11 protein-coding genes are annotated in these 10456 nt (G+C 61.9%); 3 read left to right on the top strand and 8 right to left on the bottom strand.

The window, feature by feature from the left end; all coding sequences use genetic code 11:
• The first annotated feature begins 253 nt into the window (after nucleotides 1-253).
• Nucleotides 254-451 carry a hypothetical protein gene (locus ACN0SE_RS18035; protein ID WP_172428814.1) on the top strand — a complete coding sequence of 66 codons (198 nt, stop codon included), beginning with the start codon at nucleotides 254-256 and terminating at the stop codon, nucleotides 449-451.
• 21 nt (nucleotides 452-472) lie between these two features.
• Complete coding sequence (locus ACN0SE_RS18030) at nucleotides 473-940, top strand: hypothetical protein (RefSeq protein WP_417525921.1); 468 nt, start codon at nucleotides 473-475, stop codon at nucleotides 938-940.
• A 95-nt stretch (nucleotides 941-1035) separates the two neighbouring features.
• Here ACN0SE_RS18030 and ACN0SE_RS18025 read toward each other — a convergent pair whose 3' ends face one another.
• Nucleotides 1036-2793, bottom strand: a complete 1758-nt coding sequence (locus tag ACN0SE_RS18025; RefSeq protein ID WP_417525920.1) for a phage terminase large subunit family protein — start codon at nucleotides 2791-2793, stop codon at nucleotides 1036-1038.
• Here ACN0SE_RS18025 and ACN0SE_RS18020 point away from each other — a divergent pair.
• Entirely contained in the window at nucleotides 2786-3073 is a 288-nt protein-coding gene (locus ACN0SE_RS18020; RefSeq protein ID WP_417525919.1) for a hypothetical protein, read from the top strand. The two genes, ACN0SE_RS18025 and ACN0SE_RS18020, sit on opposite strands and share 8 nt — an antisense overlap.
• Before the next feature lie 735 nt (nucleotides 3074-3808).
• Here the strand turns inward: ACN0SE_RS18020 and ACN0SE_RS18015 are convergent.
• From ACN0SE_RS18015 to ACN0SE_RS17985, 7 genes are all read right to left on the bottom strand, one after another.
• Nucleotides 3809-4555 carry a primase-helicase family protein gene (locus ACN0SE_RS18015; protein WP_417525918.1) on the bottom strand — a complete coding sequence of 249 codons (747 nt, stop codon included), beginning with the start codon at nucleotides 4553-4555 and terminating at the stop codon, nucleotides 3809-3811.
• Nucleotides 4485-5048 carry a primase-helicase family protein gene (locus tag ACN0SE_RS18010; protein WP_417525917.1) on the bottom strand — a complete coding sequence of 188 codons (564 nt, stop codon included), beginning with the start codon at nucleotides 5046-5048 and terminating at the stop codon, nucleotides 4485-4487. Before ACN0SE_RS18010 ends, ACN0SE_RS18015 begins: the two co-directional genes overlap by 71 nt.
• Nucleotides 5049-5114: 66 nt before the next feature.
• Nucleotides 5115-6062: a bifunctional DNA primase/polymerase gene (locus ACN0SE_RS18005; RefSeq protein WP_417525916.1), complete on the bottom strand. Its 948-nt coding sequence runs from the start codon at nucleotides 6060-6062 to the stop codon at nucleotides 5115-5117.
• Between the two features lie 443 nt (nucleotides 6063-6505).
• Nucleotides 6506-7000: a hypothetical protein gene (locus ACN0SE_RS18000; protein ID WP_417525915.1), complete on the bottom strand. Its 495-nt coding sequence runs from the start codon at nucleotides 6998-7000 to the stop codon at nucleotides 6506-6508.
• A gap of 95 nt (nucleotides 7001-7095) precedes the next feature.
• Nucleotides 7096-7413 (bottom strand): hypothetical protein, encoded by a 318-nt coding sequence (locus ACN0SE_RS17995; protein WP_417525914.1) that lies wholly within the window; start codon nucleotides 7411-7413, stop codon nucleotides 7096-7098.
• Nucleotides 7410-9854 carry a cytochrome c oxidase subunit I gene (ctaD, locus tag ACN0SE_RS17990; RefSeq protein ID WP_417525913.1) on the bottom strand — a complete coding sequence of 815 codons (2445 nt, stop codon included), beginning with the start codon at nucleotides 9852-9854 and terminating at the stop codon, nucleotides 7410-7412. The genes ACN0SE_RS17995 and ctaD overlap by 4 nt, the downstream gene beginning before the upstream one ends.
• Nucleotides 9851-10447 carry a cytochrome c oxidase subunit II gene (locus ACN0SE_RS17985; protein ID WP_417525924.1) on the bottom strand — a complete coding sequence of 199 codons (597 nt, stop codon included), beginning with the start codon at nucleotides 10445-10447 and terminating at the stop codon, nucleotides 9851-9853. Before ACN0SE_RS17985 ends, ctaD begins: the two co-directional genes overlap by 4 nt.
• Nucleotides 10448-10456: the final 9 nt, after the last annotated feature.

Genomic DNA, 10456 nt, shown 5'->3' with positions numbered 1-10456 from the left:
AACAGGGAATAATCCAAGCCCCGCTGGCCCGATACGGCTGCGCTGTATGATGGCTACACCGCATCGGGCCAGCTACAAGTGCGCCAAACAGGGGGTCATTTTTGGACGCCGATAGGGGGTCAAAATTGCATGCCGATTGACAGGCAGAAGACCGGAACGCAAAATGACTACTGGTGGAACTCTTCGGCTTAGGAAGATGTTGACTTTTCGTACCGATGATCGATACTCAGATGCGTTCAAAGGAGCACAAGTGATGAAAGCCATGGGCTTTATGACAACACATGTATCGGCGTTCGCTTTGCGCGCGGCCGAGCCTGTGCGTGCCAAAAACGACTGCGATGACAATGGCTTCGTGGGTTTGAACGCTGTCGAAAGCATCTCGCTCATTGGCAAGCATGATGGTGTGCTTGACGACGATCTGTTCGATCTTCTTGCTGTAGAGGCTGCCTGAACGATTCGGAATGATTGATTCTTGGCACTTCCCACGCCTGTACAAGCAGGTGACGTTGTCGGTTTTCGCTTCCCCACCTGTGAAGCTACCCACCCTCATCCAGGTATCGTTCTTCAGAGTTACGAAGGCGCACAGCGCGCGTCGGTGCTTAAGTCACGTGGTGTCAAGGACCGCGCTGGCCTTCAAGTATGTCTTGTTTTGATGGTTTCTCACAGCCCCCCACCGAAGGGGCAGTTTGGCGAGCTTATTCGTAGTGATCACAAAGCCGGGACGAGCTTAGACGGCGTGAAGGACATTTATGTCTGCTACGAAATCTTTGATCTTGCTTTTGTGCCGGGGCAGGAGAGAACTATTCAAAGCGTCAATGGACCATACCTTGGACGGCTGAACGAAGAAGCGTTGATCTATTATGCATCGCAATTTCGAGAAGTTCAGGCTTATTTGAAAGGAAAATCTTTCAAACCGCCAAAAGGCGTTTATCGCGTCTGACCTTAAGCTACATGGACCGACCGTAAGAAATTAATGAAATGAGTTCCGCCTGCTTGGCAACGTCTTCGTGAACGGAGACATTGCCGCGATGCGGGTCAACCGCCCAACCATCTCGATTTCACGACTCGCGGCGTCCTTTGTGGCGCCGTTTTCGTTTCCAGTTCTTCGACGCGGCGTTCCACATTCTGTCCCACCAACTGCCGCGCCGCCCACGCATAGACCGTCGCGTCCAGTGTTTCCGCCCGCTTGCCCTTGATCCGTTCGAAGCGCGCCACGGGCTTGCCGTGCGTGTAGCGCACCACGCGGCGTTCGCTGGTCAGCTGTTCGAAGAACACGGCTTCCAGTGTCTTGGCAAACCGGACGCCTTCCCCGCGCGACAGCCGATTGAATAGTTGCGATTTCACGGCATCGCTGCCGACCAGCCAAAGCGGCGCCCCCTTTGACCCGGATCGTTGCAGGAACGGGCGCGAGAAACCGGGAACGCCCTTGATGCTGACCACACGCCGCCCGAAACGCGGGCGGGTGAAGCCATGCACGATGTCGGTATGCCCACCGTCGCCGGAGTCGATTGCGCAGGCGTCAATGCCGATGGTTCCGCCCTTGGGATGCGTCCAGCGTTCGCGCAACAGGGAATCGAGATCCTGCCACACCGCGTCCCCGTCGATAGCGCCCCAGATCACCCGGTGATCGAGGATGAACAGATCACTGCGCCCGTGGCCCATCAGGACCAGTTCCAAGCGGTCGTCCTGGCAGTCCACGCCGCAGGTCAGGAACAACACGTCTTCTGGCATGGTTGGCAGGGTGAACGGTTCGCGCCGCTGGAACAGTTCGTGTTCATCGAGGTCTTCGCCTTCGGTCTTCCAGGGTTCGCCTAGCACAAGGTTTGTGAAGGTCTGCAAGGTTTCCGGCGATTTCTTCGCTTCCAGGAATTCCGCCACCAGCTTTCCCCACCGAGCGTTGCGGTGAGGCGAGACCAGTGCGTTGATCTTGAACCCAGCATGGCCCTTCACATGCGGCGCGGTTGCACGCCAGCGCCCCGCTGCCACCATTGCCGGTTTCTGCCGTTCTTCGACAACGCAGCCATGCGACGGACACACCCAGTGCGACGAGTCCGGGTCGCCTTCGGTCCATCGAATATCGGCCCACGTCACTTCCGAGAATTCGCCGCAGCCGGGGCACGGCACTTCAAAAACTCGCTGGTCGGATTTCGAATAAAGGCGGGTTGCAGGGCCGAAGTCGAAGACGGGCGTGCTGCCCGCAATTATCTTCCGGTCTCTGAATGTGAGCGTGCGCATCTCGGCAAGCGCGATGGGATCGCCTTCTTGGCTCACTTCGTAACCGTCGATTTCATCAAGCAACAGGATCTTCGCCGCATGCCGTCGCAGGTTGCGCGGCGACTTCGCCGCAAGAAACTTGAGCGACCCGCCCGGAAACTTCCGGTTGAGCATGGTGCTGCGTCCGGTTTCGTCGGCTTCGTCCGACAGGATGCCCCGCAGAACCGGTGAGGCTTCGAACAGGGCTTCCAGGTCCACCGCATAGTCTCGCGCATCGTCCGCGGTCGGCTGCACGGCGAGGATGGGGCACGGCTGGTTCGCGCAGTATGACGCGATGATGCCGGACAGCAGTTGCGTATATCCGACCCGCGCCGATTTCAGCACCGTGACCCGCTCGGTCTCGGGATCGTCAATGGCTTCGCAGATGCCACGCTGATAGGCCCACAGCCGCATTCGACCCGGCGTCGCGGATGCTGTCTGCGGCAAGTGGATATTCGACTCGATCCACTCGGCCAGCGGGATGTTCGCGGGCGGGCGCAGGGCTTGCAGCGCATTCCGCCGGATCAGTTCAATGCCCATCCGCGAGTCCTTCCAGTGCGTTTCGGATTTCCCGGTCGATCTCGGCAACGTCATGGGCGGTCAGATGCGGAAGGGGCGCGCCGCAGCGGCTTGGAACCGCCAGCATCGCCGCCCGCACGTCGCGCAGCACCGCAGCCCAAGCGCGTTCCACTTCGGAGGATTTGACAAGCTCGCCACGAGCTGCGGCGTTCTGGATTTCGATCTTGTCAGCCTGTTGTCGGGCAAGCCGCAGCTTTTCCGCTTCGAGGTCGGACTTTCCCAATTGCTGCCGCCCGCATAGCCAAGCCGGGACGCCTTGTCGCGCAGATCGCCAATGTAGGTCTTGAGCGAGGCCCGCACGTCATAGCGGCCCCGGACAGGGCGATGCAGCATCCCGTCGCGTGCGAGAGTGCGAACCCGGTTCGCCGCGATGCCCAGCAACCGCGCCATCTCGGATTCCGTGGCAAGCCCGGGTATAGCCTGAGAAGCGGCTTTGCCGGTTTCGGGTGCCTCGGGTGCCAGAAGGTCCGAGTCATTTACCAGCGGCCCGCTGTCTCCCGCTGCGGTGCCATCAAGCCCTACGTCCCCCAGCAGGTCTTCGAAGTCGTCAAGATCCGCGGTCATGATGGTTGTCCCATTTCAAAAATTTCTGCAAAGCGCGTTCTTTCGCGGTCAGCGCCCCCCGCGGCCGGTCCCCCTTGGGAAGGACCCTTAGAAGCCATGATGGGTTGGGGCGCATGATGCGGTTGAGGGGCGAAGCGAGGGTGGTCCACGTGCGGTCCACGTTGGCGAGTCCGAAAAGCTCAATGATTTCAACGGGTGGTCCAGGTGGTCCAGGTGGTCCACGTTGAATCTCTCTGAAACTTTTCGCTGGTTTGGGACACAGCGGTCGGCAACCCTTCCATACGTCCCAAGACCTAAACTGTGAGTTTTCCACCCGGACCACCTGGACCACCCTCGTCTTTTCAATGGGTTACGGGCTTCTGAACGTGGACCACCACATGGACCAGCGCAAACCGAACCTGGACCGCCAAACTCAGCCATTGTCTTCACTCCAACTGAAATGCGCCTCATCCGATTTCATGTATCCAGCGAAGGCCCTGCGGCATTCCTCCAGTTGCGGGATGCAGTATGCGCGTTGTCGGCTTGCCCCTTCGGCCCCCGCCCTTCTGGGTCGCGTGCTTCGCATCATGGGACACATTGCATTCAGCGCCTTAGCGAAGGCTTCCCGCCCTTTGCTTTCTCCGTGGTGCCGTTGCCTCTGCATCCAGTTGCAATAGTCGCCGTGAAGGTCGGTCTTGATGACTTCCACTGAGCCGCTGCGCCACTCGCCATCATCCCCGTAGTCGTCGCAGCCGGTGAAACCGGCGCACAGTTTCTCAAACCACCACGCTTCCACGTTGCGAAGTCCGGCAAGTTTCTGGTCAAGGAGTCCGCGCGTCTGCGGCGGCTTCCCGATCCTGATACCGTCCGGCGTTTCCCATGCCATAAGGAAGGCCATAAAGGCCGCTGCCCCGTCACCCTTTATCTGCCGGTGCAGCGCATCGAAGTAGTCGTGGTCCCCGATCCTGTGATCCGACACGTTGAACACGGCATAGCGCCGTTCATCCGCGGTCGCTGGCACGGCCCAGTCTTCGTTTGTGCTGAAAATGACCCGGTGAAAGGACGGGATTTGCACTGCATCCACGTTCTTGCGTTCAATGCGGATCGTGTCATTCGTAATGAGCGATTGCAGAATGCCCTTGGCTTTCTTGTCGCCGCCCCAGCTTCGCTTCCTCGGCATGGATCAACAGCGCCGTGTCATAGAGGCCATTGAAATTCGAGGTCAGCACGTCCGGCGAATTCGCCAAGGCGTAGTGGCGAGATCCGACGATCCGGCGCATCAGGTCCACAAGCGAGTCCTTGCCCGCGCCCTTGCTGCCTTTCAAAACCAGCGCCACGCGCGGTTTGTTTGCCGGGTTCTGCACGATGTCCGCAAGCCACGACACAATGTAATCGAAGTGCGCCGTGTCACCGGACGCCCAAACGTCGCGGATATGGCGCACGATCAGGTCGCAGTTGCCGGTCTCATTCGGCTCAATCGCGAAGCCTTTCCAGAGGTTCAGCTTGTCCTTGTGAACGCGGCCGGATGGATCGAAGGTCAAACCCCCTTCGAATGTAGTTCGCTTTTCCGACTTGATCCATTTATCGCCGCGCCCTTGAAAGGCGTGAAGGTCTCGGAACGCGCGAACGGAAATGAGCGACAGGCCATCGGCTTGCCGGTCAACAATCTGCACGTCCTTCCCGACACGCACCATTGCGTAGCGGTCATTCAGGGTCGGTTCATCTTCGCCTAAAAGATCTTAGAAGAGTTCGGGGAGGTCTTCGAATTCTTCGTCCAGGCTGGCAGCAATCGCGCGGGCGTAGGCGTCCCGTTCCATGAAAAGGATCGTCGCGCCCTTGATCCGTTCGCCTCGGTTGCCCTTGCCGAAAGACCGCCACTGGGAGCGGGTGTCGCGTTCACCCTTGTAGCGTTCGGGGTCGCGTTGTGAGAACGCATCAAAGGCCCGGAACCCGGCTTCACTGCCGCCGGTCTCATAGCAAAGCGCCATGCCCACGTTGCGCCATTCGTCGCGATGAAGATCCTTGGGGTCGATACCGCGCAACGCCGCTTCCAGCCGGTCGAGGGGCACGGGGCCAGCGGGTGCAACCGGTGCCATGCGTTCCGGTCGCTGCAACAGCGTCACGTCCACCACGGGCGCACCGATCAAATCCCAAAGGCCAGGGTCAAACCTGCGTTCCCATCTATAAGGCTTGCCGGTCTTGTCGTGAATGCTGCCCGGCGCCACAAGCTGAGTCCCAGTGCCCTTCACGGCGACTTCCCATCCGTCCCCCTTGGCAATGGTCCAGGAGTCGAGGGTTTGGGGCGTGAAGAAATAAATGTGGCGAGAGTCACCACCACTGCCGGAAATCACGCTCGGCAATTCCATCGCGTTCGGGCAGTGCCGCAAAAGGACCGCCCATGCCTCGCACTTAGCTTCCGGCTTTCTCACGTCACAGTCGAGTCCATCCAAGTAGCCGTAGGGGGTCAACGAGGGTTCACCAAGGCGAATGCCGACATTCTCCCCTGTCTTCCACGTTGCCAAGAAAGCATCCCCGGTCAGCGCCGGTTGCTTGGTCCACGCAGCTTCGATGGGTGCCTTGCTTTTGGGCCTCAATCGCACAAGCGCTGCATGAATCTCGCGCAGATCAGCCGTTTCGCGCATGATTCTGTCTTGATTTGGCGATTTTGTAAGGTTATCTGCCTTCATGTGGTTTCCTTTCGCAAGCGAACCATTGGTTCCGTTGTGGTGGCGGGACCAGCGAAGTGGCTAACGCCACGTCTCAGGGTCCAGGGGGTCAGTTGCATAGCCGCGACTGGCCCCTTTCCTTTTCGGGATTGTGCAAAGGATTCGAACCTCATAGATTTGGGCTGAGGTCGATTTTTGCTGCACACTTTGCTGCACATCGCGCGACACGCGATTTCCGTAAAGAATTGATTTTCAAATATTATTTTGAAAGTTCGGCCCAAAAGAACGGACTGTCTCTCCGCCACTATCCCCCTGATATTCCAGAGCTAAAGGAAATCAGCGGGCGTAGTGCGCGTTTCGAAAATGCGCCGAGGGTGTCACTCCATGACGCCCTTTGACGCCCTTTCCTGCGGCTCAGGTGTGCCGACTATTTTCTGCAGCGAAAGGCCCTCAGGCGGCTGCGGTCAGCCCATCTCATCCTGGCATTCCATGGCCGCTTCCAAGGCCTTGTAGCTGCCGGTCAGATCGATCGACATGACCTCGCCGTTCTCGTTGAAGAGCGTCATCGTGTACATCCGAGCGATGTCGAACAGGAAATCCGGGTTGTCGAACGGGATATCCGCGCCGGGCACGTCGTTCAGATACATGCCCTTTGCATCGGCATCGTAGCCCTGACCGTCGAGCTCGAAGAACATCGGGTACCATTCGCCATCGACGATATCGCCCCATGACATGTTGAAGGCCGTGACATAGCCCCCGCCTTCGATCCGGTCGAAGCCGATGCGCACGACGGAGCCGTCGGTGAATTCCGACTGGATCAGACATCCGTCCCCCAGGGAGGGGTCGATCATCACGTCCCAGTAATCTGACGATCCCCAGAGCTCGAGTGACTGGGCGAACAATGGCGCAACGGGCGCGGTACCAAGAACAAAGGTCAATGCAATGTCTGTGTACTTCATTTGACATCCCCTTTTCGAGTGGCCGTTCAAAAGGGTCACACGCTAACCGCGGTTTTCCCAAACTGTTTTTTGTTTCGGGGCGCTCAGGGTTCCCCTCACAGGCAATGCGAGACCAGCACCACCGGCATCAGCGTCCAGAGCGTGCTGACCAGCGCCGCGGCGCCCAGAACCAGGCTGATGCGCCGGATCGAGGGGTCGGTCTCGGGCCAGACCGAGGCGCGCAGGAAGGCGATCAGCGCGACCTGCAGCAGGAGCGCGATGACCAGCGCGGCGATCAGCACCCCGCGGCCCGGAAGGTCCACACCGGCCACGGCCCAGCGGCTGGAGCAGAGCAGACCGTGCAGGGCATAGATCGCCGAGAAACTCGCCAGCCAGAGCGTCAGCGGCAGGGCAAGGCGCAGGATCGTGGTCATGACAGCACCCCCGGCAGCCCCACCACCGCCGCGATGACCAGTGTGACGGCGACGGTGTAGCTGCTCCAGAGCCGCAGCACGCGGGTGGCGCCGTAGGTCGTGGCGGCGGAATGTCCGGCCCGGCGGCGCGCGGCCACGAGGCCTGCCATCAGCAGGCAGACCAGGTGATGGACCAGCGCATAGCAGATTAGCACCCAGACCGTGGCGTCATAGGCGTGGACTGACGGGTCCGGCACGCCCAGCAGCACCAGCACGCCGGCCGTCGTCATCAGCCCCTGCCCCAGCCCCGCCAGCCCCAGCGCGATCCGCGGGCCGATCAGTGCCAGCCCCGCGCCCATCAACACCAGAGCCAGCGGCCAGAGGCCCGGCGTGGCATAGGCCGGCGGCGGCCAGTTCGGCGCCACGGTCCAAAGGAAGGCATAGCCGAAGAGCAGCGAGCCGAAGAAGGTGCCATCCGCCAGGAGCAGGAAGAGCGAGCCCCACCAGCCCGGCGGGTCCGACGCCTCGGCGGCGGTAGAGAGCGACAGGCCTCGGCCCACCGGCAGCGCGCCTTCGGGGCGCGCGCGGCCGAGGCTCCAGACCCAGTAGAGCGCGCAGGCTGTGACGCCGAGCGCCGCGATCGGCACCAGCCAGTAGGCCTTGATCAGCAGGCCGAGAAAGAACAGACCGGTGATCGCCGCCATCCTGATCGGCAGGGCGGTATTGCCGGGAAAGACCACGATGTAGCGTGGCTTGGCTGTCGCGATATCGACGGTCAGCGTCTCGCGGCGGTTGCGGGCGGGATCGCCGAGGTAGCCCTCGCCGCGCGCCAGTTGCGCCGGCAGATCCGGCGTGTCGGTCAGCGGATGGCGCGAGGTCACCTGCGGGAGGCTGGCGAAATTGTAGGCCGCCGGCGGCGTCGGCATCGCCCAGTCGAGCGTGCTGGCGCCCCAGGGATCGCGCGAGCCGCGGATCGCCACGGCGGCGTTGATCACCACGTCGATCAGCACCAGTGCAAAACCGATGGCCATGACAAAGCCGCTGACCGAGGCCAGGAGGTTGATCATCTCCCAGCCCTGCCCGGCCTCGAAGGTGTCGATCCGCCGCCGCATGCCCAGAAGCCCGGCCCAGTGCAGCAGCAGAAAGGTGCCGTGGAAGCCGGCAAAGACCAGCCAGAAGGCCAGGGTGCCAAGCTTGAAATAGGTCCGCCGCCCGGTGAAATGCGGCATCCAGTAATAGAGCGCCGCCAGCATCGGAAAGACAAAGCCGCCGACCAGCACGTAATGCAGGTGGGCGACGATGAAATAGGTGTCATGCACCTGCCAGTCGAAGGGCACGATGGCGACCATGACCCCTGTCAGCCCGCCGATCACGAAAGTGGCGAAAAAGCCCAGCAGCCAGAGCATCGGCAGATGCAGGCGCGGCCGCCCGGTGGCCAGCGTGCCGATCCAGGCAAAGATTTGCACCGCCGTCGGCACCGCCACCAGCGTCGAGGCGGCGGAAAAGAACGCCAGCCTCATGTGCGGAATGCCGGTGGTGAACATGTGGTGCACCCAGAGCCCGAAGCTCAGCACCGCCAGCGACACCGCCGCCGCGACGATCCAGCCGTAGCCCATCAGCCGGGTCTGCGCCATCACCGGCAGGATGGTCGAGATCGCGCCGGCGGCTGGCAGAAAGATGATGTAGACCTCGGGGTGACCGAAGAGCCAGAACAGGTGCTGCCAGAGCAGCGCGTCGCCCCCGGCCGAGACCTGAAAGAACGGCATGCCGAAGGCGCGTTCCAGCTCGAGCAGGATCGAGCCGAGGATCAGCGGCGGGAACCCGGTCAGGATCATCACCGCCGTCACCAGCGCATACCAGGCAAAGATCGGCATCTGCGACAGCTTCATCCCCGGCGCGCGATAGCGCAGCACGGTCACGGTGATCTCGACCGCGGCCGAGATCGCCGAGATCTCGACAAAGGTGATGCCGATCAGCCAGAAATCCGGATTGATCCCCGGTGCGCCCAGGGTCGAGGACAGCGGCGGATACATGAACCAGCCGCTGTCGGGCGCAATGCCCGCCAGCAGCGCAAAGATCATCATCGCCCCGCCGAAGACGTAACACCAGAAGCCGTAGGCGGTGAGGCGCGGAAAGGCCAGATCGCGAGTGCCCAGCAGTTTCGGCAGGAGGTAGACCGCGAGCCCCTCGAAAAACGGGATCGCGAAGAGGAACATCATGATCGTCCCGTGCATGGTGAAGATCTGGTTGTAATGGTCCGGTCCCAGAAAGGCCGAGCGCGGCGTCGCCAGCTGCGCCCGGATCAGCATGGCGAGGATTCCGCCCACCACGAAGAAGAAGGTCGCCACGCCCAGAAACATCCGGCCGAGGTCGGTATGGCTCACGGTGGTGAACCAGCCCCGCCAGCCGGGATCAGAGGCCCAGATCCGCGACAGCGCGCGGTGACGGCGAAGCGCGTTCATGGTGTCTCTCCTTGCAGGAAGGCCTGCCAGCCCTCGGCATCATGCGCCACCACGACGAAGCGGTGATCGCGGTAGCCGTCGCCGCTGAACTCGGCGCTGACGCCGTCGTAGCGGCCCGGCTCCCAGGCCTCGATGCGCAAGGTATTGACGTGGCCCGGTACCGCGTCGAGCTTGCCCGCCAGACGTGGCACCCAGAAGGAATGCACCACGTCCGCGGTAGTGATCGCCACGTCCACGGGGCGGCCGGCCGGAATATGCAGCACGCCCTCGGTCTCGCGCCCCGGCGCGTCGTCATAGCCGAAACGCCAGGCCCATTGCCGCGCCTCAGCGCGCACCGAGACGACCTCTGGCACCGCGCGCGGCAACAGCCGTTCGCCCACCACCAGACCATAAGCCAGAAGCGCCGCCAGCACGGTGATCGGAAAGGCCAGCCCGAGGCCCAGCACATAGCCGCGCGCGTCCGCCGCGCCCGCCGGACGACGCCAGGCCCAGAGCAGCAGCCCGGCCACGAACAGGCAGATCAGCGTTGCGCCGCCCAGCAGGACCCACCACAAAGAGGCAATGATCGCCGCCGCCGGCCCCGCCGGATGCACCGCCGACAA

The sequence above is a fragment of the Marinovum sp. genome, assembly GCF_048263515.1.
GTDB lineage: Bacteria > Pseudomonadota > Alphaproteobacteria > Rhodobacterales > Rhodobacteraceae > Marinovum.
The sequence above is the reverse complement of the archived record's forward strand: the minus strand, read 5'-3'. Positions and strand labels throughout refer to the sequence as shown.

What these genes read in the sequence shown, in the direction of transcription:
- ACN0SE_RS18035 (WP_172428814.1), top strand. Translation starts at nt 254, where the DNA reads ATGAAAGCCATGGGCTTTATGACAACACATGTATCGGCGTTCGCTTTG.
- ACN0SE_RS18020 (WP_417525919.1), top strand. Translation starts at nt 2,786, where the DNA reads ATGCCCATCCGCGAGTCCTTCCAGTGCGTTTCGGATTTCCCGGTCGAT.
- ACN0SE_RS18025 (WP_417525920.1), bottom strand. Translation starts at nt 2,793, where the DNA reads ATGGGCATTGAACTGATCCGGCGGAATGCGCTGCAAGCCCTGCGCCCG.
- ACN0SE_RS18015 (WP_417525918.1), bottom strand. Translation starts at nt 4,555, where the DNA reads ATGCCGAGGAAGCGAAGCTGGGGCGGCGACAAGAAAGCCAAGGGCATT.
- ACN0SE_RS18005 (WP_417525916.1), bottom strand. Translation starts at nt 6,062, where the DNA reads ATGAAGGCAGATAACCTTACAAAATCGCCAAATCAAGACAGAATCATG.
- ACN0SE_RS18000 (WP_417525915.1), bottom strand. Translation starts at nt 7,000, where the DNA reads ATGAAGTACACAGACATTGCATTGACCTTTGTTCTTGGTACCGCGCCC.
- ACN0SE_RS17995 (WP_417525914.1), bottom strand. Translation starts at nt 7,413, where the DNA reads ATGACCACGATCCTGCGCCTTGCCCTGCCGCTGACGCTCTGGCTGGCG.
- ctaD (WP_417525913.1), bottom strand. Translation starts at nt 9,854, where the DNA reads ATGAACGCGCTTCGCCGTCACCGCGCGCTGTCGCGGATCTGGGCCTCT.